Below are 20105 nucleotides of genomic sequence, written 5' to 3'. Positions count from 1 at the left end.
CCGCCTCAATTGCCGCTGAACATGGTGACGTTGACGGGCTGGTAGCCGCTGCGCGTCGAGAAGATCTTGTACTGCTGCTGGCCCTGCGCCTCAGTCGCGGTCACGCGTGCCTGCTCCAGCGCATCCGCGCGTCCTTTGGCTGCCAGGACTGCGACCAGATCGGAAAGCTGCTGGGACTGCAGAGCGAGGAGCTGGTTGCCGGCCTGGGCGGCCTGCAGCGCGCCGGTCGCCGACTGGCTGGCCGAGACCAACGAGGTCATGGCGCTCGAGTTGCTCGGGATATTGCCGACGACGCCCGCCTGCACCTTCAGGGAATCCTGGAAGGCGCCAACAGAGTTCTGCCAGCGCGTCTGCGCATCGGCGATCAACGACGCATTCGATGACGAGGTCGGCGCTTTGCCATAGGTCGAAGCAAAAGCCGTCTGGATCTGCTGGACGTTGAAAGCGATATTCTGGGCCTGGCCGAGAAGCTGCTGGGTCTGCTGAACCGAGGACTGGAGCTGGGCCAGCGTCGACATCGGCAGGCTGGCGAGATTGCGTGCCTGGTTGACCAGCATCTGCGCCTGGTTGGTCAGGCTCTGGATCTGATTGTTGATCTGCTGCAGCGCTCGGGCCGCCTGGAGCACGTTCTCAGCATAGTTGCTGGGATCGAAGACAATGAGCGCCCGGGCAGGCGTGGCAAGGAAGGCCGACATGACGACAGGCGCGGCCAGCATGGCGCTTGCCAGCAGGCCAGCGCGCAGAGGGAAAAGGGTATAGGTCATGGACGTATCTCCTGGGCTTCATGCGGGAAGAGGTTGGTGAGGTCGGGAATGAGGTCGGCGGCCCAGAGCAGCTTGCGGTCGGCGAGCCATGCGGGCGTGAAGGCGTCGCGGCCGTGTTCGGCGAGCACGCGCTCGATCGCGGCGTGATCGGCTTTGGAGGAGGCAGCGCAGAAGGCGAGCGCGACCGGGCCGAGGCCCAGCTCGAACAGGCGATTGCCGCGCCGCGATTGGCAGTAATAATCGCGCTTGGGCGTGGCCCGGGCGAGGATATCGATCTGCCGGTCGTTCAATCCGAAACGGCGATAGATGGCGGTGATCTGTGGTTCGATCGCGCGCTCGTTCGGCAGGAACACGCGGGTCGGACAGCTCTCGACGATCGCTGGCGCGATCGAGCTGCCGTCGATGTCAGACAACGATTGCGTGGCAAAGACGACGGAGGCGTTTTTCTTCCTCAAAGTCTTTAGCCATTCGCGGAGCTGCTGCGCGAAGGCCGGATCGTCGAGGACAAGCCACCCTTCGTCGATGATGAGAAGCGTTGGGCGGCCGTCGAGCCGGCCCTCGATGCGATGGAACAGGTAGGTCAGCACAGCAGGCGCGGCGCCGGCACCGATCAGGCCCTCGGTCTCGAAGGCCTGCACCGATGCCGATCCCAGATGCTCGGTCTCGGCGTCGAGCAGCCGCCCAAACGTGCCGCCAACGCAATATGGTTGCAACGCCTGCTTTAGCGCCGTCGATTGCAGCAGGACCGCCAGGCCAGTGATTGTGCGCTCCTGCACCGGCGATGAGGCAAGCGAGGTCAGCGCCGACCAGACATGCTCCTTGACGGTCGGATCGATCGTGACGCCTTCCTTGGCAAGGATCGCCGCCACCCATTCGGCCGCCCAGGCGCGCTCGGCCGCGTCATCGATACCAGCCAGCGGCTGGAGCGAAACGCTATCCTCCGATCCGGTCGACAGGCTGCCGCCGAGATCATGCCAGTCGCCGCCCATCGCAAGCGCCGACGTCCTGATCGAGCCGCCGAAATCGAAGGCGAAGATCTGGCGGTTTGGATACCGCCGGAATTGCATAGCCATCAGCGACAACAGGACGGATTTGCCGGCACCGGTCGGCCCGACGATCAGCGTGTGACCGACATCGCCAACATGGAGCGAAAAGCGAAACGGCGTCGATCCTTCGGTCTTGCCCATGAAGAGCGGCGGCGCCTCGAAATGCTCGTCCCGCGCTGGGCCTGCCCAGACTGCAGAGAGCGGGATCATGTGGGCCAGGTTCAGCGTCGAGACCGGCGGCTGACGGACGTTGGCGTAGGCGTGCCCCGGCAATGAACCCAGCCACGCTTCAAGGGCATTCACCCCCTCGGGCATGCAGGTGAAGTCGCGGCCCTGGACCACCTTCTCCACAAGGCGCAACTTCTCGGCCGCAATGTTGGGGTCTTCGTCCCAAACCGTGATGGTGGCGGTGACATAGGCCTGGCCGACATCGTCAGAGCCCAGCTCCTGCAGCGCCATGTCCGCGTCGACCGCTTTGTTGGCGGCGTCGGAGTCAACCAGCGTCGAGGCCTCGTTGGTCATCACCTCCTTGACGATGGCGGCGATCGACTTGCGCTTGGCGAACCACTGCCGCCGGATCTTGGTCAGGAGTTTTACGGCTTCGGTCTTGTCGAGCAGGATGGCGCGGGTCGACCAGCGGTACGGGAAAGCGAGGCGGTTCAGCTCGTCGAGAATGCCGGGGTGGGTGGTGGTCGGAAATCCGACGACGGTGAGCGTGCGCAGATGGTGAAGACCAAGCCGTGGCTCCAAGCCTCCGCTGAGCGGCTCATCGGCAAGCATCGCGTCAAGATACATGGGCGTCTCGGGCACGCGGACGCGCTGCTGGCGGGTCGAGACGGTAGAATGAAGATAGGTCAGCGTCTCGCCGTCATCGAGCCAGCCGACCTCGGGCATGAAGCCCTCGACCAGCTGCAGCACGCGGTCGGTGCGGTCGACGAAGCCGCGCAGCAGCTCCCACGGATCGACGCCGGTCTGGGCGCGGCCCTCGTAGAGCCAGCCCTCGATGCGCGAGGCGTCTTCGGCCGGCGGCAGCCAGACGAAGGTCAGGAAATAGCGGCTTTCGAAATGCGCGCCGGCCTCTTCGAACGCATACTGCCGTTCCAGATCGACGAGCGCTGACGCCGCATCCGGGAAGGTGCCGTGCGGATAGGCCTGCGCGGCAACCCGTTGTGCCTCGACGAAGATCGCCCATCCCGAGCCGAGGCGGCGCAGCGCGTTGTTGAGGCGAGCGGTCACGCCGACCAGCTCGGCCGGCGTAGCGCTGTCTAGATCCGGGCCGCGAAAACGCGCCGTGCGCTGGAACGAGCCGTCCTTGTTGAGCACGACACCCTGCCCGACCAGTGCCGCCCAGGGCAGGAAATCGGCCAGGCCGGCGGGACGGTTGCGATATTCGGCGAGGTTCAGCATGGGAGCCTCACACGCCGAGATAGGGCGGGTAGCGCAGATGCCGGCGCACCACGTCGACGAACTGCGGGTCGCGTTTTGCGGCCCAGACGGCGGCGGCGTGGCCGACGGCCCAGATCAGCGCGCCGGGTATCCAGAGCCGGAGCCCCAGGGCGATGGCGGCGGCGAGCGTGCCATTCGCGATCGCGACCGCGCGTGGCGCCCCACCCATCAGGATCGGGTCCGTCAGTGCACGATGGACCGGGGCGAAGAAGCCCGGGACATCCGGATCGATGATCCCCGCCATCAGACCAACGCCCCGCCCGAGAAGCTGAAGAAGGACAGGAAGAAGCTCGATGCGGCGAAGGCGATCGAGAGGCCGAAGACGATCTGGATCAGCCGGCGGAAGCCGCCTGACGTATCGCCGAAGGCGAGCGTCAGGCCGGTCACGGTGATGATGATGACCGAAATAATCTTGGCGACCGGGCCCTGCACCGATTCCAGGATCTGGTTGAGCGGCGTCTCCCAGGGCATCGAGGAGCCCGAGGCGTAAGCCGCCGAGGCCAGCGTCATGCTGACGAAGGTGATGGTGGAAAACGTCGCGATATGGCGACGGATGCGCAGCGCGAATCGGATCATGCTCTGTCTCCTTGGGGAATGGTTTCGCCGCTCGCCGCGGCTGGGATAACGCGGTAGTCGCCCGTGGCGGGATCGAGCCCGGCGACAAGGGCGAGTTCAGCGAGGCGGCGCTCCGACCCACGGCCGGAGAGCACGGCGACGCAATCGATGGTCTCGGCGATCAGCGCGCGCGGGACGGTGATGACCGCTTCCTGGATGAGCTGCTCAAGGCGACGGATGGCCCCGAGCGCGGTGCCGGCATGGATGGTGCCGATGCCGCCGGGATGGCCGGTGCCCCAGGCCTTCAGCAGATCAAGAGCCTCTGCGCCTCGAACCTCGCCAATCGGGATGCGATCGGGCCGCAGGCGTAGCGACGAGCGGACGAGATCGGACAGCGAGGCGACGCCGTCCTTGGTGCGCAGCGCCACCAGGTTCGGCGCCCGGCATTGCAGCTCGCGCGTATCCTCGATCAGTACCACGCGGTCGGTGCTTTCGGCGATTTCGGCGAGCAGCGCGTTGGTCAGCGTCGTTTTGCCGGTAGAGGTGCCGCCGGCGACCAGGATGTTTTTGCGCGAGGTGACGGCATTGCGCAGCACAGCCGCTTGGCCCGCGGTCATGACGCCGGCGGCGACATAGTCGTCAAGCGTGAACACCGCGACGGCAGGCTTGCGGATCGCGAAAGTCGGAGCCGCGACCACCGGCGGCAGAAGCCCTTCGAACCGCTCTCCGGTCTCGGGCAGTTCGGCCGAGACGCGCGGCGCACCGGCATGCACCTCAGCGCCGACATGGTGGGCGACCAGGCGCACGATCCGCTCGCCGTCGGCAGCGGACATGGCGCGGCCGCTATCCTCCAGGCCACCCGACAGCCGATCGATCCAAAGTCGGCCGTCGGGGTTGAGCATCACCTCGACGATGGAAGGGTCTTCGAGGAAGGTCGCGATCGCCGGTCCGAGCGCGGTGCGCAACATACGCGCTCCGCGGGAAAAGGCTTCAGAAGAAGCAAGAGCAACCGCCACGATCGTCCCCGTCGAAGGCCAATCGATGCGATTGGCGACAGGGATGATTAGAAAGGGCAATAAATGGGGCAGATCAACAAGGTTTTAGGCGTCGTAGGGGGCCGGCGTAGCGCGGAGAAAAAAGACTTGCTGGGTGCGGAATGGTGGCGGGCTTTACGTTTCGCCTGGGCGTTCTGTCGATACATTTTGCCGCTCGAGCCATGAGGCTCCAAGCACGTAAAGATCGCGATTCGCAATGCCCAAGCAGCGATCACACGGGCGTCTTACGCCGTGTGTATTGCAACGATCGGAGGTGAAGGATGAACAAAACGCATTTTACCCAACTGTGGCAAGTGGCTGTCGGTCGCCTGCGTTCTCTTTCTGGCGACGAGCATTATCGCGCTTCAGGGTGGCTCGGAGTTCCTGGGCCGCGTCTTCGGCGACAAGGGTGGCAACGCTGCCGACAACAATCCGGCCATCGGTTATTTCGGGACGATCGTCGGGAGCGGATTGCTCCTCGTGGCGACGATTGCCCTGCTTTTGCACGCGAGGCGCTATGGCAATCAATGGCACTCGCGCATCCCGGTCATCTGGCTCGAAGGGCTGGACACTGCTGCGTGGGAAGCGAAAATCTTTCAGGTCTGCGTTCTGTTGATCTTCGTCGCCATGCCGTTTGCAGGCATCGTCCGCTGCATGGCCGAGGCAGAGTCCGGCGACATCTGCGAACAGAATACCCAGAATTTCTACAAGGGTTCAGAAACGACCCTTTTGTGGGCACCCACCGCCAAGGAGGGCAAACAAATGCGCCTTCGCAAGACCGGTGCCGGTGAGGCTCCCTGTACGTCCGGCGTCGAACTGTTTCCGAGATCCTTGACGCCACTGGCCTTCTATTGCTTGCCGCTCGCAGCGACCGGGATGGCGACGTGGGCGGTCTTCTTCATTTTTTCATCGCGCAAGCCTAAACCGTCGACCGCATCGAATGAGACGACGTAGCTAGACGCCTGCCGTGTCGGTCACTTGACCAATGCAGCGGTCAGCTCCGTATCGAGAGTCATGCTCAGCTTCGTGGTCACGATCAATGTGTCGCTAGCGATATTGACGCCCCTCAGTTGGATCGCTGGCGGCCCAGCGGTGATCTTGAGTCCCGGCACATCGGCTTTGGCAATGGCCGACGTGATTTGAGCAGCCGCTTGATCGATCTCGTTGGTGAGATCGAACTGAGCGTGTCCTTTCAAAGTCGAAAGAATTTCCGTCTCGAAAAGACTCTGGACGGCCGACCAGAATGCGTTGTCGAGGACCGTCGCGAAGCCGATGTCTTCGATCGCAATCGCCTTGCCATTTTGAACTGGCGTCGGCTTTCCGGACAAGTAGACCCATCCGGTCGTGTCGAACCATCGTCCCGGCAGCTTCGCATCGATTTTCAGGCCAACGGCGAGAGAACCCTGGCTCGGATAGAGGTCGACATCGTCGATGCGGACTACAATTACGCCGGCCGCGGTATCCTTCTTGAAGGTCTTTCCTTTCATGGCGGTCGCCAGCTCGTTCTTCAGGAAATCATAAGGAGCGACGGCCTGAAGATTGATGTCGAGACCGCCCTGATTGGCGGCGGCCGGGTCGAGCTCGGGGAGGGTCCCGGCCGTGCTCGCCATTTCGGACGGCGACAGAACTGTCTTCACGCCGACACGCACGACGATCTTGCTCGCGCTGTCTCCGGCAACGAGTCCAGAGAAACCGGCCGTCTTCGGTTCGATATTCAAAAAGAGGGGGGCCTGTCCCGATCGGTCGATCTTGATCGAGAACGGGTGCCACTGCTCTCCGACCTTCGCACGGACCATGTCGCAGGATAGAGCGCCTTGCGCGGCGCGTTGGATATCGTCCCGATGCTTGTCAAACTCGCTGTTCAGGACATCGGCCAAGCCCAGATTGACGGGGCCGGCGCAAATCTGCGGATGGCCAAGTGGGCCAAGGTCGATCCCGACGCAGTTTCGACCGACCACTTCGACGGAAGCACTGTCGACCCATCGTCCGACGGGAGCGACCTTGACAAGCGGACACCAGCGATTGTCGAGCCCGACATTGAGGTTCATGGCCGACGCGACCCGCGCGTCGAAGTTCTTGCCAGACAGAGACAGAGCTCCAGCGAGATCACCACCCAGTCCGGCCTTGCCTGTAATATGGATATTTTGCGCGACCTGGATATCCGCTCCCGACTTCCCGATCCGAACGGGGCCGTCTTTGCTGACGTCGGCATTCCAATGGTAGTCGGCACATTGATTTTTCATGCCGACGCTTGGGCCAGTAATGTCGGGAACGTTCACACAGACTCTCTCTGTTCCGACACCCCGAAAATCGACGTAGGGCTTATTAACGCACTCCTGATGCGAGCCGACGTGGCCGGCATTGAGGTATGGCACGTCCATACAGGCGACATGGCCATCGCCTTCCAAAGGAACGTTCTGGGGAATTTTGGCTTCCGCAATCTGGGCAAGCGCAGCATACGGGAGCGATGCGACGAGCGTGATGACGCTGTCCGATACAGCAGGTGGCGGCGCCGGATCTCCGCCGCGTGGCGGTGCTTGAAAGAGCGCCGCGTCATTGCAGCCGGCCAGGGAAAAGCATGCGGCACAGATTAGCAAACAAGGTCGAATGGCTTTGAGCACGACATACCCCTCATACTTATTGGATACGATTCCTGGTGTTTGCAATCAGGCGGACCGGCAAGCGTTTGAAGCGACGAATGTGGCCGTCGACGTCGATCGTCGAGGGATACAATGACGAGGTGATGACAATCCTCGATACGGGCACTATCGCACCCGTCGAAATTGGAATTGAATCGGATGCGGCTTACGACGTGGTTCACCTTGGTTCATCGTCCGCTGTTGACGACCCCTGCACGTCCTCAGGAATCTCCTGCCGAAGCTTCGGCCCCTCACTGAGTCGGCGGCCGAGCGCCGCGATGAAATTGTCATACCGCGCGCCGGCCTTCGCCCGCGCCGCTTGGGCGGCGGGCTCGGGCAACGGCGGCGTTGTGGTGAGCCAGAAGCGGATGAACAGCGCCAGCGTCTCGACGGCGATGCCGACATCGCGCTCGAGACGCGCCAGGCGCCGATCCTGCTGGTCGAGGCGCTTGGCGATGGCGGCCTCGCGCCGCTCGTCGGCATCGGGCGACAGGAAGGACGCGATGGCCGCTTCCGCGATCAGGGACATCGGTTGCTCGCGCCGGGCGGCATAGGCTGACAACCGCCTCATGACATCGGGATCGAGATAGACGGAGACGGCCGATTTTTTCTTCGATGTGGTCATCATCGCCTCACAGCTCCATGCCGTCGTCGGGGTCGAGCGAGACTTGCCGCGCGACGCCTTGTACGAGGCGGTTCATCCGACCTATGCTGGCCGCATCGTCCTCCGCGTCGTCGCCGGCATCGGGCGCGAACTCGTTGTCGATCGGCTCCTTCTTCTCGATCGGCTTCGCCCTGCTGAGTTCCGGCTGCCGTCGTCGCTCGGACTCGGTCGGATCGTCGTCTTGCGCCTGTTCGGCCGGCGGCGTCTCGGCGATCGGTTGACGCGCTGGCAGTGGCCGGGCGCTCCAGTCGTCTGGCTGCGAGGTCTCGGGTCTGGTCAGCGCCGGCGGCTGCAACACACGCTCCTGAAACCGCACGTCCTCGTAATAGCGCGCCTTCTTCGCCCGGATCGGCGGGGTGCCCGCGACCATGACGATCTCATCCGTGGGCGGGAGCTGCATGATCTCGCCGGGGGTGAGCAGCGGCCGCGCCGTCTCCGAACGCGAAACCATCAGATGACCAAGCCAGGGCGAGAGCCGGTGCCCGGCATAGTTCTTCATTGCCTTCATCTCGGTCGCAGTGCCGAGCGCATCGGAGACACGTTTGGCGGTGCGCTCATCGTTGGTCGCAAAGCTGACGCGCACATGGCAGTTGTCGAGGATCGAGTTGTTCGGGCCGTAGGCCTTCTCGATCTGATTGAGGCTCTGTGCGATCAGGAAGCTCTTGAGCCCATAGCCGGCCATGAAGGCGAGCGCGCTCTCGAAGAAGTCGAGGCGGCCGAGCGCGGGAAACTCGTCGAGCATCAGGAGCAGCCGATGGCGCCCTCCCCTCGCCTGCAGGTCCTCCGTCAGGCGTCGGCCGATCTGGTTGAGGATCAGCCGGATGAGCGGTTTTGTCCGGTTGATGTCGGAGGGCGGCACTACGAGGTAGAGCGTCGCCGGCTGCTTGCCGCCAACAATATCGGCGATCCGCCAGTCGCAGCGCCGCGTGACTTCCGCCACGACCGGATCGCGATAGAGCCCGAGAAACGACATGGCGGTGGAGAGCACGCCGGATCGCTCATTGTCGGATTTGTTGAGCAGTTCGCGCGCAGCTGAGGCGACGACAGGATGAACGCCGGCTTCGCCCAAATGCGCCGTCTTCATCATGGCAGCGAGAGTCGACTCGATTGGCCGTTTTGGATCGGAGAGGAAGGCGGCGACACCGGCCAGCGTTTTGTCCGCCTCCGCATAGAGGACGTGCAGGATGGCGCCGACCAGCAGCGCGTGGCTGGTCTTCTCCCAATGGTTTCGCTTGTCCAAGCTTCCTTCAGGATCGACAAGGATGTCGGCGATGTTCTGGACGTCGCGGACTTCCCATTCGCCGCGGCGGACCTCGAGCAGCGGATTGTAGGCGGATGATTTCGCATTGGTCGGATCAAACAGCAGCACCCGGCCATGCGTTGCGCGCAAGCCAGCGGTGAGCTGCCAGTTCTCCCCCTTGATGTCATGCACGATCGCCGAACCCGGCCAGGTCAGCAGTGACGGCACGACCAATCCGACGCCCTTGCCGCTCCGCGTCGGGGCGAAGCACAGCACATGTTCCGGTCCGTCATGGCGCAGATACTCGCGGTCGAGTCGGCCAAGCACGACGCCATCGGGTCCGAGCAGACCGGCCGCCCTGACCTCCCGGGGCTGCGCCCAGCGGGCAGAGCCATAGGTCTCGACGTTCTTGGCCTCACGCGCCCGCCAGACCGACATGCCGATCGCGACGGCGACGGAGATCAGGCCGCCGGAGGCGGCGATATAGCCGCCTTCGACGAAGATGTGTGGGGCGTAGGCGTCGTAGCCGTACCACCAGGCAAAGAAAGCCGGCGGCAGATAGATCGGGAAATGGAAGATCTCGAACCAGGGACGCCCAAGCTCGGGCTGGAAGCCGAGGCGCCAGGCCGTCCATTCGGTTGCCGTCCACATCGTCATGAGCACGACCAGCAAGACGGTGATGAGCTGGCCCCAGAGGATTTTGGTGGCGGACATAACAGGTCCTTTCTGGATAGATGTGAGGGATCGGATTGGTTCACAGGCCGAGGCCCCGCTTGCGGCCAAAGCTCCAGTCGATACCGCCGTCATCGCGGGCGATGCCGGAGACATGGCGGCCGAGTTGTTTTTCCAGCGAGGGCGACCAGGGCACGAGCTGGAAGCCGAGGCCGTCGTCGAGCATGGCGAAGCGGCCGGAGGCGAGCGTCACGCGTCGCTGATAGGTGCCGGCGACATATTCGCCGGGGGCGGATCGGTTGAAGGAACGCCCCGTCTCGGCCGCCAGCCGCTCGCCGAGTGCCGCCACTTCGCGGTCGCGGAGCGTGGTGATGAGGTTGCGCGCGAAGGTGATGCCACGCGCCTGCCGTGCGGCGAGGCCCTGCCGGATCAGTTCCTCGGCGCGACGGTCCATCGCATCGCGTACCTCCGCGCCGAAGCCGCCTTGGCCGATCGCCGCCGGTTCCCGCGCGATCGCTTGCCGGTCGAGCCAGGTGGCGCCCGTCGCGGTGACCTGGGCGGAGATGTCGAGATCGGAACGCACCGCCATCGCCACGCGCCGCTGACCCCGTGCATCATCGAACTTGCGCAGCTCGACGATCGAGCCCGGCGTGCTGTCGCCTGCGGCATCAATGTCAGGCAGCTTGATGTGATGCGTGCGGCCGTCGACGCCGTCGACCACGGCATAGGCCGTGCCCTTGAGCTCGTCATCGAGGCCGCGATCGACCAGGCGGCCGATGACGGGATCGTCGAGGCTCTCGCTGGCGAGCACATAGGACGCAGTGCCGCGCTCGATCCCCCGCTCCTTCAAGCCCCGGTGGATGCGCTTGATGATGTCGCCGCGCTCGCCGAGCTCGCGCAGCGTGGTCTCGGCCGCGTCGTCCATTATCCATTGGCCAGGCCCAAGCTGATGCGCGAGGCCGAGCGCCTCCAACCGGCGCAGCCGCCCGACCTTCAGGGTGTGGAATTCGTCGGGTTGGCGATCTGCATGCGGCGCCATGTCGATGATGCCGTGCCTATCAGCATCGCGGGAAAGCTGACGATCGAGCTGGGTCCAACGTTCCTGCTCGACCTGGCGTTCAAGGGCTTGGCGGATTTGGAGATCGGTGCGTGGCCCCAACTCCTGCGTAACCAGCTCCTGAGCGCGGGCGCGCATCCCCTCCTTGATATAGTCGCGCGCGATGACGAGGTCCTGACCGTCCCCGGCGATGCCGCGGACGATGATGTGGACGTGCGGATGCTGGGTATTCCAATGGTCGACGGCGACCCAGTCGAGTTTCGTCCCGAGGTCCTTCTCCATTTGCCCGACCAGTTCGCGGGCGTAGCCCTTGATGTCGGACAGCTCGGCGGCATCCTCGGGTGAGACGATGAAGCGGAAATGATGCCGGTCGCCCTGGCATCGCTCCGCTAACGCCTTGGGATCTGCGTCCTCGGTCTCGGGGCCGAACAGGCGCGCCTTCTCCCCATCCCTCGTGACGCCCTCGCGGCGGAGATAACCGAGATGGGCGGCAAGCGGCGCCAAGCGTGCTGTGTGCCGGACGACGCGCGTCTTGATCGTGACCAGACGCGAGCGGCCAGTCAGCAGGCGGTTGGCCCGCACGCTGGCGACGCGGCCGCGCCCGAACGTCGAGCGCTTCCCGCTTCTGAGCATGCCCTGTCGCGAGATGCCGCCGCCGGCCCGCTGGGCGGCTGCGAGCGCCTGGGCGATGAAGGGTTTTGCGCGCTGGGCGCGGGCGGAGCGGATGCGGCCCGGGCGAGGCTGAAAGTCATTCTCCTCGGCCATCACCGGCCTCGGAAATGTTGGAAAAGAGAAGTCTGGGCAATAGGATGATGGGGAGGCGCACATTGCGCGCCGATGCCGCACATTGCCGGATCAGTGAAAAACAGAAGCAAAAACAACCGACCGCCCGAGCCGCACATTGCGGCCTTTTATCTGGCCCTCCTTCGGTCGGTGCCTGCTCGTCTCCCCTGTCCGCAGTCTCTGCTTCGCTGATCTGCGCCAATGCACGCCTGAGCACGAATTCCCGCCGGAATGCGTTGGCGAGCAGCCATTGCGCGACGAAGGTCGAGATTTCGGGCGCATTGATGCCGACAGCAGCACGGCAATCGGCTTCACACTGAAGGAGACGGCGCGCGCTCATTGCGACCGTCCCGATGCCCAGCGGGCGACGAACAGGCCGTCGGATTGCGGCGCGATGGCGGACAGGTCGCGCACCGAAGCTGCCGTCGACGCGTCGCGCGGCGCACGATCGAACCGCGCATGATCGACAGTCGGCGGGCCGTCAGCGCGCGCGGCGAAGAGCGGCGCCTGCGTCCAGGATGAGCGATTGGACGTTGCCACGAGGACAGGTCCAATGGCCGGCCCGCCACCAACAAAAGGGGCAATTGCCGCCACATAGGCAATGGTTTCCGCCGGCAGCGGTCGATGCCGGTCGCGATACTCCTCGTAGCGGCCAGGACCGGCATTGTAGGCCGCAAGGCAGCCAGGAAAGCCGTAGCGGTCGTGCATGTCGCGCAGATATGCGGCACCCGCCAGGATGTTGTCGTGCGCATCGAAGGGATCGCGGGCGAGGCCATAGCGAGTGCGTAGCTCCGCCCAGGTCTCGGGCATGATCTGCATCAGCCCCATCGCGCCTTTGCGCGAGACCGCGCGCCGGTCGCCGCGGCTCTCGGCGCGCATGACAGCGCGAATCCAGGCGGACGGGATGCCGAAGCGCCGCGCGGCTTCCGCCACATGGGGCGCATAGGGATCGCTCGCCGGCTGGCGTTGCGCAGGCCCGGCCTGGGCGGGCATCGCCGGCGATGGCGCGCCGACCGCAAGCAGGCTCGCAAGCAGAAGAGTGGCGAAACGGGGGCTCGCTGTGTCTCCGCCAGGACGCGAGCGAGCCATCGTGCTCGCGTCCGTCAAGGGTGCGCGCGGTGCGCCGCCCTGCGGCCGCCCTTGACCGCCGCTGCGCGCGACGGCCGATGGAACATCGAGCGGGACGGAGGGATGAGACGGCTTTCCCGCGAACAAAGGGGAGCTTTTGTACGCCTTGTCGCCAGCGCGCGTGACGGGACCCTGCATCGCATCAGTCCCGCTCGCTGCGCTTGGGCGGCCGGTTCCAGTTCAGCACCCAGGCGAATTCGTCGTCGCTGGACTGGAACAGGTTGGCACGGATCGGCTGCGTCAGCGCCGGATCGTCAAGCTGGAGGGAGACATAGTCGCCGGCCTTCTCGCCTGTGCGCTTCCACGCAGCTCCGATCTCTGGGCCAATCGCCGGTCCGTCCCCGCCACCGAGATGGACGCGATAGTCCGGCGCGTTTTCGGCGTCGCTGTGCTCCGCAGGAATAAGCATCAACTCGGCGTCGAACGAGAGCGTCTGGATGCGGCCGGAATAGCCGGACTTGCCGCGTGTGAATTGACCGATTTGTGTCATGACAAAAACTCCTCATGTGATGCGATGGATGGGGACGACGTGCGTTCCGCACGACGCAGGCCGCGTCCGTCATCGCGTTCGGGCGCGCCAGGTGAAGCGCCCGTCGCCGTCCTCATCGGTGAGCAGCGGGATAGCGCGGGCGAGGATCGAGCTGGTCGGAAGCGGGCCGAAATAGCGGCCATCGAGGCTGTCCGGCACGCTCGGGTTCATCAGGAAGATTTCGCTTGGGCGAAGCGTCCGGCAGCCGCTCCAGCTTGGCAGCGGGCGGCCGAGATGATCGCGGTCGCGCGCCTCGCCCACCGCGATACCGTCGACCATGACAGCGTCGCCGGTCCGGCAAACGGTCTGTCCGGGCAGCGCCATGACGTGCTTCAACAGCGGCACGTCCCTGGGCAGGAATCCGCCGTCAGCCAGAAAACTCGCGACCGGCTCGGGCGGCTTGAACGCGACCAGCTCCATCGCCTGGAGCCGGTCGACCGGACGCAGCGCATAGAGGCCGGTCGGCGTGCTGGCCGTGGCGTTCCAGATCAGCCGTGGTGCGGGATGGACGAAGGCCAGGCCGCCTATCGTGAGCAAGACGAAGTACGTCGTCATGATGTAGCCGAAGCGGCTCATGGCGCGACCCTCCGGCGCTTCAGCCAGGCGTCATGCTGTTCGCGCGTATAGGTGCGGGGTTCATGGCCGGCGGCGAGACGGTTGTGGAGGTGACGCCAATATTCCGGCGCGGCGTCGGCGGGATCGACGCCGAGGGCCTCGATCGCGTCGATGAACTGCAACACCCGCTCGACCTTGGGCCAGCCATCGACCCGCAGCAGGATCTCGCCGCCGGGGCGCACGAAGGGCAGCGTTTGATGGCGTTCGCCTGGGGTGACGGCGCGCACGATGTCCATGCGCGAAATCACGGTGCCGAAATCGTTCGACGCCCAGCGCACGAAGGCGAAGATGCTGTTCGGCACAAAACTGGCGATGCTGCGCCGACGATCGAGAATCGTCTCCTCGGCGCGGCGGCCGAAACGCAACCAGAACTCGATCTTCTTCTCGATCCAGGTCAGCTCGACATGGGTCAGGGTCATGGTGCCCCGATGGGTGGGCGGCACGACGGGCAACGGGGTTTGCGGCTCGCTGTTGTTCATGACGGGTCTCCGGGATCGGTGGGGAATTCGCGGGCGAACAGGTCGCGCAGCATGTCGGCGACGGTGACACCGCGCCGGAACGCCACGATCTTGATGCGGCTGCGCAGCTCCGGCGTGATGTCGATGGTCAGTCGGGCGGTGAAGGCAGCGGTATCGTCGGCGCCTGTGGACCGCCTGTCGGGCGCCTTGATCCAGCGTTCGGGGTCGACGGGACGCGAGGCGAAACCGCGCTTGTTCATGGCGCGATCCTCCCGACCTCGGTGCAGAGTGCGGTGATCTCCCTGGCGGCGGGACTGCCATCGTCGAGTTCGGAAACCAGGCGGCCGGATTGCGCGGCGTCCGCGAAAGCGACGCGCTGGCCGATGGTGGCGCTGAGCACCGGCGGATCGTGATCGGCAAGCGTCTCGGCCGTCGCGCGGGCGATGACGGTGCGCGCGGCACAGCGGTTCAACACGAAGCGAGCGACAAGTTGCGGGCGATAGATGCGCGCCTCCTGAAGGAGCGACAGGATCTCGGCCGAGGCCCAGCCGTCGAACGGCGATGGCTGCACCGGGATCAGCACAAGGTCGGCGGCGAGCAGAGCCGAGCGCATCAGGCCGGCGACGCGCGGCGGCCCGTCGATGACGACATGATCGCGATCGCGGGCCAGCTCCGGGGCCTCGCGGTGGAGCGTGTCTCGCGCCAGGCCGATGACACCGAAGCGCCTTGGCAGCCCCTCCCGCGCGCGCTGCTGCGACCAATCGAGCGCAGAACCTTGCGGATCCGCGTCGATCAGGGAGACGCGGCATCCCTGCACCGCCCATTCACCGGCGAGATGCAAGGCGAGCGTCGTCTTGCCGACACCACCTTTTTGATTGAGGAGCGCGACGATCACTTCGCCCCTCCTGGCTTTTTGCCGAAGGGCAGGTGCGGTGCTCGGGCAGTATTGTCAGCCGTAAACCCGGATTTACGGAAAGACGTATCGGGTGTACCGTCCTCTTTGTTGGCTGCGGCCTCGCGTTGACGCATTTCGGCAAGATTTTCCACATCGCGCGCGCCACTACAAAAGTTAGATTCTCTATTAGACTCTAAGTTAAGAGCCGGAATTACCGTCTCCGGCCAAAGGGTTAGTTGCGATCCGTGCGTGCGAAGTCCCGATAGGGCTGCGTGCGAAATCCCGATATGGTTTGCGTGCGAAATCCCGAGTGTTTCCACAGCACGATCCACAGGGGCTGTGGAAAAGTTTGCGGGCAGGATGCGCAGGAACTCGCGGCGCCCCTCGTACTCGATCTGGAGGCGATAGCCCGGCAGCGGCTGGCGGGCGGCAATGCGCCTGATCTGGAGCGCGAAATCCGAAACGCGGACCAGGCTGCCGGACTTCTCGTGCAGATGCGGGATGTCGAAGAGCCAGCCCCGCTTCTGGCGACCGGCATGCTTGCGAGCGACGCGGTAGAGCCAGCGCTCGATCCCGCCCGTCAGCCGGAAATAGGCGGGGTCGATGGTCAGAACCAGCGAGCGATCAATGACGCCGCGATAGAACCAGTCGGGCAGCACGAATTCCATGCCCTCGACGCGGCCGTCGAGCGTCGTGCATTCCTCCCATTCGTTGATCCAGGAGAACTGTTGGCGGCGCCAATGCTCGCCGTTGCGGATGGTGGTGCGGATGGCGGTCGATTGCAGGCGCGTCAGCGCACCCTTCAAGAGCTTGTAGTCGCGGGCGCCAGTCTGGCGTCCGACAGCCATCAGGAGCTGATATGGCGTGAAGCGCAGGAAACGGGATGTTCGAAGGCCGAGATTCTCGGCTTCGACGATCTGGCTCGCGGCCCAGATCAGCACGTCGGCGTCCCAGATGGTCGCCATGCCATGCTCGGCAACAGCGAAGACCTCGACGCGCGTGCCGCCGGCTTCGTAAAGGATCGGCGTGGTGCGCTTGGCCTTGGCCAGCGAGAAGAACGGCCGTTCCATGAGATCGCGTTGATCGCGCGGGGATGCGTCGCCAGTCGCAACGACGAACGGATCGAGCTTGCTGCGCTCGCTGGGCGTGATGAGGCGACGACGCGACATGGCGCTGCCTCAGCGATGCAGGTGGGCGGTGGCGACACGGCCACCGGCCTCAGTACGCCCGGCAGCGCGGGCCTCGTTGTAGTGCGGATCGGAGGTCGAACGGCAGGCCGCCTGATCGGCCCAGGCCTCGAGATCGTCAATTGCATAGACGACGCGACCGCCGAGCTTGCGGAAAGTCGGGCCGGTGCCATGGCAGCGATATTTTTCGAGCGTGCGCGGCGAGATGCCGAGAAGACGAGCCGCCTCGTGGGTTCTGAGATAGCGAGCGGCAAGCTCCGCCAGTCTGTCGCGCATGGTAGTCCTCCGTGTCCGTTGAGGGCGCCGCTGGGGAAAGCGCGGCGTGTCGAGATCACCGTGGCGGAGAAACCAGGCGCAGGGGGTGGACAAAGATTTTCGCGAATGCGTGTCCACCCGTTGGCGTGGGCGGGCGTGGGCGGGCGGGTGCTGGAGGGGGATAGCAAGGCGAGACGCAGTAAGGGGGCGCGTCAGTTGGGGATGGAGGGCGTGTCAACCGCCGCGCAGGAGCTTCAAATATCCACGGTCTACCAGTACGAGCGCCTGCTTGATCAGGCGCTCAGCCTGTTTGCGAGCGGCCGAGTCCTTGAATTCTATCGCCGGCAGCTCGGCCTGTTGGGACCTGAATATTTGGGCGGCAACGTCGCGAGGCCCGCCGCCTTCCTCGGCAAGATCGGCGGCCCGCAAGAGCTGGATATAGCGATGTCTCTGGAAATCGGTGAGCCGCAGCTTGGGCGGCAACAGGCCGACCCGCTGGCCAAGAAGGCGGCGGACGAATCGCGAGGCGAGATCAAGGCGCAGCCTGAAGGCGCCATCGCGCGGCAGGATCACGGACGGATGACGGGCAGCACCTTCATCCAACAGCCAGATGTGCACTTCGCCTGAGGTGTCGCGGATCACCAGCTCACGGCCGTTGGCGTCCGCGCGTTCGGCCAGGACCGGACCGAGGGCCGCGGGATCGAATGCGACGCCGAGATCGAACCCGGCCGGGGCCGACGTCAAGATCAGCGTGCCCGGCGAATGCTCGGGAAGCCAGAAGACGGGTTCGTGGGCGGCCGGGGTGTCAGGATCGTAGAAAAAATCGCAACCCCCAGCGGTGGGCGAGGTTCGACCGGGCTTCATCCGGATCGATTCCGCCTTGGGCAATCTTGCGCAGCGTGTGGGCATAGTCGCGGCGATAGGCGGCGTTCCGGCGAAGAAGCTCGGCAGCGAAGCCAGGACGGTCGAGACGCTTCAGTTGTTCGATCGTGTCCAGCGACTGCCAGTCTGATATAGGCATTGTGCCTCCTGGGCTGTTCCCCTCGTTCGGCAGGGGAAAGCGCCCACGATCCTGAAATCTCCGGTTGTGCCTAGACCTTCAGGTTGCATCACGCGCGACAGCTACCCGTGCGACAGGCTGGATCGATTTGATATGCTAGGCCGGCGCCGGACCGCTAATGCATCCGCGGTTCGAGCAAATGGCGATAACCGGTCTCGGTCATCCAGTGGGCACGGGCCAGATGGCTGTCATGGACGATTTTGGCGCGGTCGGGCTCGCGCGTCGGGTCGAGCCCGAAGAGGACCAAAACCACTTCGCGCCAGTCCGCGCCCTCCTCCTCGGCCATCAGCAGCCGAACATAGGTCGGCAGGTGACGCTCGTCATAGGCGTTCACCCGCTCGGTCAGCGGCGGGCGGTCCTGGAAGGCGGGCATGGTCATCTTTGGCCCCGACCAAGTCTAACGAATGCGTTTAGTCCACCGCAATATTTGGACCGATTTCACGCGATCCGCTGATGCGCCGGGCGCATCGCGCATGCTGCCGGCAGGAATAAGACGGAGACTGGCGAGGTCCACCTATATCATGGGCTTGTACGAATCGGAACCATCGTTCCTGGAACGATGGTTCCGATGGGGGCTCCTCTGCCGCCATGGATCTCAAGGATGTCATGGCGATCAACCTGCGTCGGGTCCGTCATGCAAAAAAACTGACGCAGGAAGAGTTGGCCGAGAGCGCAGGATTGAGCGCCCGTTATGTCGGCGCGATCGAACGTGCCGATGTGTCGGCGAGCGTGTCGGTGCTAGGACGGATCGCGGAGGCGCTCCATGTTGATGCGGCTGATCTGATCCAGCAGTCGGCACCGAGGGCACCGTCCGAATCGTCGTAAATCCAATTGTGAATGACGTGCTTTCGCGAGCCGGGCGGCGCCCGGCGAGCGGCCGTATTTCTGTACGGCAGAAGCCCGCCGATCCGCAAATGCGGATCGGCGCGAAATCTGAAATGTGGCCCTGCTGAAAAGCGCAAAGCCGTAGAGCCGGATTGTCGGCTCCACGGCTTTGCGAGGATCAGGCCGCTTTCAGGCGCTGCATGCCCTCTGCCAGCGTCCACAGGGCGCGATTGAGACCGACATTCTGGTCGATGCCGTTGATGGCGCGGGTCTGGCTGCGGCGGATACGGCCATCGGCGGTCTGGCGCCGTCCGGAAAGACCGCCGCGAATGAGATTTTCCTGAATGACGTTGAAGGTCTGCCAGAGGCTTTGCCCGACATCCTCGCGGCGGCGCGGCGCGATGATCTGGTCCGGGCGAACCGGGCTTTCCTCCTCGCCATAGCGGGCGACAAGGCTCGCCTCGGCCAAGACGCGCTGTTCGCCTTCCGAAAGCCGGGTGTCCTTCATCGTCTCGGTGGCTTCGATCAGGCGTGGAAAATCCTCCGCGACCGTATAGACCCCCTCGATGATCTGATCCTGAATGCCGCCCTTGTGGGGAACGCGGACTTCCTCGAACCGCTCGCCCGCAATCATGCTGTTGGTGCAGACGAAACGCAGGACGCCGGCAAACATCTGGTAAGCCGAGCTTCCGTCATGGCTGTTCACGATGATGACTTCCGCCGCCTCCGGCTTGCCAATACCATCGTCCCGACGCAGGCGCAGCATGTGCTTGGCGTGGCCGTGGCGGCTGCCGTCGCGCGGGACCGCCTGCACGGCAAAGAATGGGAACCATCCCTCCCGGCGTAATCCCTCCACGATCTCGATGGTGGGGACATAGACGTAGCGCTCGGAACGGCTGCCATGCGCCTCGCGGGCGAAGATCGACGGGACGTGACGGCAAAGGGCTTCGTTGTCGAGGGCTTCGCGCCCACCGATCTGGTGAGAATTGCGGCCGAACCGAGTGGCGAGAGTGTAATGCATGGTCCTGATCCTTTTGGCTTGGGTTGGAGCGCAGCGCTGCGCTGCAACCCTGCCCGTCGGCGAGACCGGGGTAGCAAGGGGCAAGGGCGATCGGGGCGGAGGGGTATCTCCCGGCCTGCACAAGGCGAAGCCGCGGAAGGTTGGGGAAACCGCCCCGGGCGAGCGTCAGCGAACCCTTGCGCCGCGCGGGGGCAGAGCCCTTAGATGCCGTGATCGATAGATTGCTGAAACT

The 20105-nt window shown here is 64.6% G+C and carries 24 protein-coding genes; 2 read left to right on the top strand and 22 right to left on the bottom strand.

Features of this window, described 5'->3' with window-relative positions:
* Positions 1-5: 5 nt before the first annotated feature.
* Genes trbJ through trbB form a run of 5 tightly spaced genes read right to left on the bottom strand, consistent with a single transcriptional unit; the run spans position 6 to position 4779 of the window.
* Positions 6-764, bottom strand: coding sequence for a P-type conjugative transfer protein TrbJ (gene trbJ, locus DBIPINDM_RS22540; protein WP_416361702.1), 759 nt, complete (start codon positions 762-764; stop codon positions 6-8).
* On the bottom strand, positions 761-3217 hold the full coding sequence (trbE, locus tag DBIPINDM_RS22535; RefSeq protein ID WP_258581306.1) for a conjugal transfer protein TrbE: 2457 nt from the start codon (positions 3215-3217) through the stop codon (positions 761-763). Before trbE ends, trbJ begins: the two co-directional genes overlap by 4 nt.
* Positions 3218-3224: 7 nt before the next feature.
* Positions 3225-3500: a VirB3 family type IV secretion system protein gene (locus DBIPINDM_RS22530; protein WP_258581305.1), complete on the bottom strand. Its 276-nt coding sequence runs from the start codon at positions 3498-3500 to the stop codon at positions 3225-3227.
* A complete protein-coding gene (locus DBIPINDM_RS22525) occupies positions 3500-3832 on the bottom strand; it encodes a TrbC/VirB2 family protein (protein WP_258581304.1) in 333 nt (110 codons plus the stop codon). The genes DBIPINDM_RS22530 and DBIPINDM_RS22525 overlap by 1 nt, the downstream gene beginning before the upstream one ends.
* Complete coding sequence (gene trbB, locus DBIPINDM_RS22520) at positions 3829-4779, bottom strand: P-type conjugative transfer ATPase TrbB (RefSeq protein WP_258581303.1); 951 nt, start codon at positions 4777-4779, stop codon at positions 3829-3831. The genes DBIPINDM_RS22525 and trbB overlap by 4 nt, the downstream gene beginning before the upstream one ends.
* 546 nt (positions 4780-5325) lie before the next feature.
* On the opposite strand from trbB, the gene DBIPINDM_RS22515 reads away from it, so the two are divergent.
* Positions 5326-5799, top strand: coding sequence for a hypothetical protein (locus DBIPINDM_RS22515; RefSeq protein ID WP_258581302.1), 474 nt, complete (start codon positions 5326-5328; stop codon positions 5797-5799).
* 20 nt (positions 5800-5819) lie between these two features.
* On the opposite strand, the gene DBIPINDM_RS22510 is transcribed toward DBIPINDM_RS22515, so the two are convergent.
* From DBIPINDM_RS22510 to DBIPINDM_RS22435, 16 genes are all read right to left on the bottom strand, one after another.
* Entirely contained in the window at positions 5820-7466 is a 1647-nt protein-coding gene (locus DBIPINDM_RS22510; RefSeq protein ID WP_258581301.1) for a DUF4403 family protein, read from the bottom strand.
* A gap of 196 nt (positions 7467-7662) precedes the next feature.
* Entirely contained in the window at positions 7663-8109 is a 447-nt protein-coding gene (locus DBIPINDM_RS22505; RefSeq protein WP_258589313.1) for a CopG family transcriptional regulator, read from the bottom strand.
* Positions 8110-8116: 7 nt separating this feature from the next.
* Complete coding sequence (locus tag DBIPINDM_RS22500) at positions 8117-10102, bottom strand: conjugal transfer protein TraG (protein WP_258581300.1); 1986 nt, start codon at positions 10100-10102, stop codon at positions 8117-8119.
* 40 nt (positions 10103-10142) lie between these two features.
* Positions 10143-11882, bottom strand: a complete 1740-nt coding sequence (locus DBIPINDM_RS22495) for a relaxase/mobilization nuclease domain-containing protein (RefSeq protein WP_258581299.1) — start codon at positions 11880-11882, stop codon at positions 10143-10145.
* The gene (locus DBIPINDM_RS22490) at positions 11866-12240 is read right to left on the bottom strand and encodes a hypothetical protein (protein ID WP_258581298.1); all 375 of its coding nucleotides are present in this window, start codon (positions 12238-12240) and stop codon (positions 11866-11868) included. The genes DBIPINDM_RS22495 and DBIPINDM_RS22490 overlap by 17 nt, the downstream gene beginning before the upstream one ends.
* The gene (locus DBIPINDM_RS22485) at positions 12237-12989 is read right to left on the bottom strand and encodes a lytic transglycosylase domain-containing protein (RefSeq protein ID WP_416361701.1); all 753 of its coding nucleotides are present in this window, start codon (positions 12987-12989) and stop codon (positions 12237-12239) included. The genes DBIPINDM_RS22490 and DBIPINDM_RS22485 overlap by 4 nt, the downstream gene beginning before the upstream one ends.
* A 181-nt stretch (positions 12990-13170) precedes the next feature.
* Positions 13171-13518: a DUF736 domain-containing protein gene (locus DBIPINDM_RS22480; RefSeq protein WP_258581296.1), complete on the bottom strand. Its 348-nt coding sequence runs from the start codon at positions 13516-13518 to the stop codon at positions 13171-13173.
* A gap of 69 nt (positions 13519-13587) precedes the next feature.
* The gene (locus DBIPINDM_RS22475) at positions 13588-14133 is read right to left on the bottom strand and encodes a S26 family signal peptidase (protein ID WP_258581295.1); all 546 of its coding nucleotides are present in this window, start codon (positions 14131-14133) and stop codon (positions 13588-13590) included.
* Positions 14130-14651 carry a DUF2840 domain-containing protein gene (locus DBIPINDM_RS22470; protein WP_258581294.1) on the bottom strand — a complete coding sequence of 174 codons (522 nt, stop codon included), beginning with the start codon at positions 14649-14651 and terminating at the stop codon, positions 14130-14132. Before DBIPINDM_RS22470 ends, DBIPINDM_RS22475 begins: the two co-directional genes overlap by 4 nt.
* The gene (locus DBIPINDM_RS22465) at positions 14648-14890 is read right to left on the bottom strand and encodes a hypothetical protein (protein ID WP_258581293.1); all 243 of its coding nucleotides are present in this window, start codon (positions 14888-14890) and stop codon (positions 14648-14650) included. Before DBIPINDM_RS22465 ends, DBIPINDM_RS22470 begins: the two co-directional genes overlap by 4 nt.
* The gene (parA, locus tag DBIPINDM_RS22460; protein ID WP_258581292.1) at positions 14887-15525 is read right to left on the bottom strand and encodes a ParA family partition ATPase; all 639 of its coding nucleotides are present in this window, start codon (positions 15523-15525) and stop codon (positions 14887-14889) included. The genes DBIPINDM_RS22465 and parA overlap by 4 nt, the downstream gene beginning before the upstream one ends.
* Complete coding sequence (locus DBIPINDM_RS22455; protein WP_258581291.1) at positions 15522-16694, bottom strand: replication initiator protein A; 1173 nt, start codon at positions 16692-16694, stop codon at positions 15522-15524. Before DBIPINDM_RS22455 ends, parA begins: the two co-directional genes overlap by 4 nt.
* A gap of 9 nt (positions 16695-16703) precedes the next feature.
* A complete protein-coding gene (locus tag DBIPINDM_RS22450; RefSeq protein ID WP_258581290.1) occupies positions 16704-16988 on the bottom strand; it encodes a helix-turn-helix transcriptional regulator in 285 nt (94 codons plus the stop codon).
* 213 nt (positions 16989-17201) lie between these two features.
* Positions 17202-17831: a DUF2285 domain-containing protein gene (locus DBIPINDM_RS22445; protein WP_258581289.1), complete on the bottom strand. Its 630-nt coding sequence runs from the start codon at positions 17829-17831 to the stop codon at positions 17202-17204.
* The gene (locus DBIPINDM_RS22440) at positions 17773-17988 is read right to left on the bottom strand and encodes a transcriptional regulator domain-containing protein (protein WP_258581288.1); all 216 of its coding nucleotides are present in this window, start codon (positions 17986-17988) and stop codon (positions 17773-17775) included. The genes DBIPINDM_RS22445 and DBIPINDM_RS22440 overlap by 59 nt, the downstream gene beginning before the upstream one ends.
* Positions 17989-18142: 154 nt before the next feature.
* The gene (locus DBIPINDM_RS22435) at positions 18143-18406 is read right to left on the bottom strand and encodes a DUF2285 domain-containing protein (protein ID WP_258581287.1); all 264 of its coding nucleotides are present in this window, start codon (positions 18404-18406) and stop codon (positions 18143-18145) included.
* Between the two features lie 209 nt (positions 18407-18615).
* On the opposite strand from DBIPINDM_RS22435, the gene DBIPINDM_RS22430 reads away from it, so the two are divergent.
* A complete protein-coding gene (locus tag DBIPINDM_RS22430) occupies positions 18616-18852 on the top strand; it encodes a helix-turn-helix domain-containing protein (protein WP_258581286.1) in 237 nt (78 codons plus the stop codon).
* Positions 18853-19030: 178 nt separating this feature from the next.
* Here the strand turns inward: DBIPINDM_RS22430 and DBIPINDM_RS22425 are convergent, their stop codons facing one another.
* Positions 19031-19873 carry a DUF932 domain-containing protein gene (locus tag DBIPINDM_RS22425; RefSeq protein ID WP_258581285.1) on the bottom strand — a complete coding sequence of 281 codons (843 nt, stop codon included), beginning with the start codon at positions 19871-19873 and terminating at the stop codon, positions 19031-19033.
* Positions 19874-20105 lie beyond the last annotated feature (232 nt).

Source organism: Mesorhizobium sp. AR02, from assembly GCF_024746835.1.
Lineage (GTDB): Bacteria > Pseudomonadota > Alphaproteobacteria > Rhizobiales > Rhizobiaceae > Mesorhizobium.
The sequence above is the reverse complement of the archived record's forward strand: the minus strand, read 5'-3'. Positions and strand labels throughout refer to the sequence as shown.

Coding starts and splice junctions, on each gene's coding strand:
- DBIPINDM_RS22470 (WP_258581294.1), bottom strand. CDS start 14,651: ATGAACAACAGCGAGCCGCAAACCCCGTTGCCCGTCGTGCCGCCCACC.
- DBIPINDM_RS22505 (WP_258589313.1), bottom strand. CDS start 8,109: ATGACCACATCGAAGAAAAAATCGGCCGTCTCCGTCTATCTCGATCCC.
- DBIPINDM_RS22425 (WP_258581285.1), bottom strand. CDS start 19,873: ATGCATTACACTCTCGCCACTCGGTTCGGCCGCAATTCTCACCAGATC.
- DBIPINDM_RS22525 (WP_258581304.1), bottom strand. CDS start 3,832: ATGATCCGATTCGCGCTGCGCATCCGTCGCCATATCGCGACGTTTTCC.
- DBIPINDM_RS22465 (WP_258581293.1), bottom strand. CDS start 14,890: ATGAACAAGCGCGGTTTCGCCTCGCGTCCCGTCGACCCCGAACGCTGG.
- DBIPINDM_RS22430 (WP_258581286.1), top strand. CDS start 18,616: ATGGATCTCAAGGATGTCATGGCGATCAACCTGCGTCGGGTCCGTCAT.
- DBIPINDM_RS22455 (WP_258581291.1), bottom strand. CDS start 16,694: ATGTCGCGTCGTCGCCTCATCACGCCCAGCGAGCGCAGCAAGCTCGAT.
- DBIPINDM_RS22440 (WP_258581288.1), bottom strand. CDS start 17,988: ATGCCTATATCAGACTGGCAGTCGCTGGACACGATCGAACAACTGAAG.
- DBIPINDM_RS22485 (WP_416361701.1), bottom strand. CDS start 12,989: ATGGCTCGCTCGCGTCCTGGCGGAGACACAGCGAGCCCCCGTTTCGCC.
- DBIPINDM_RS22480 (WP_258581296.1), bottom strand. CDS start 13,518: ATGACACAAATCGGTCAATTCACACGCGGCAAGTCCGGCTATTCCGGC.
- DBIPINDM_RS22475 (WP_258581295.1), bottom strand. CDS start 14,133: ATGAGCCGCTTCGGCTACATCATGACGACGTACTTCGTCTTGCTCACG.
- DBIPINDM_RS22495 (WP_258581299.1), bottom strand. CDS start 11,882: ATGGCCGAGGAGAATGACTTTCAGCCTCGCCCGGGCCGCATCCGCTCC.
- trbJ (WP_416361702.1), bottom strand. CDS start 764: ATGACCTATACCCTTTTCCCTCTGCGCGCTGGCCTGCTGGCAAGCGCC.
- DBIPINDM_RS22530 (WP_258581305.1), bottom strand. CDS start 3,500: ATGGCGGGGATCATCGATCCGGATGTCCCGGGCTTCTTCGCCCCGGTC.
- trbE (WP_258581306.1), bottom strand. CDS start 3,217: ATGCTGAACCTCGCCGAATATCGCAACCGTCCCGCCGGCCTGGCCGAT.
- DBIPINDM_RS22445 (WP_258581289.1), bottom strand. CDS start 17,831: ATGAAGCCCGGTCGAACCTCGCCCACCGCTGGGGGTTGCGATTTTTTC.
- DBIPINDM_RS22435 (WP_258581287.1), bottom strand. CDS start 18,406: ATGACCATGCCCGCCTTCCAGGACCGCCCGCCGCTGACCGAGCGGGTG.
- DBIPINDM_RS22500 (WP_258581300.1), bottom strand. CDS start 10,102: ATGTCCGCCACCAAAATCCTCTGGGGCCAGCTCATCACCGTCTTGCTG.
- trbB (WP_258581303.1), bottom strand. CDS start 4,779: ATGTTGCGCACCGCGCTCGGACCGGCGATCGCGACCTTCCTCGAAGAC.
- DBIPINDM_RS22450 (WP_258581290.1), bottom strand. CDS start 16,988: ATGCGCGACAGACTGGCGGAGCTTGCCGCTCGCTATCTCAGAACCCAC.
- DBIPINDM_RS22490 (WP_258581298.1), bottom strand. CDS start 12,240: ATGAGCGCGCGCCGTCTCCTTCAGTGTGAAGCCGATTGCCGTGCTGCT.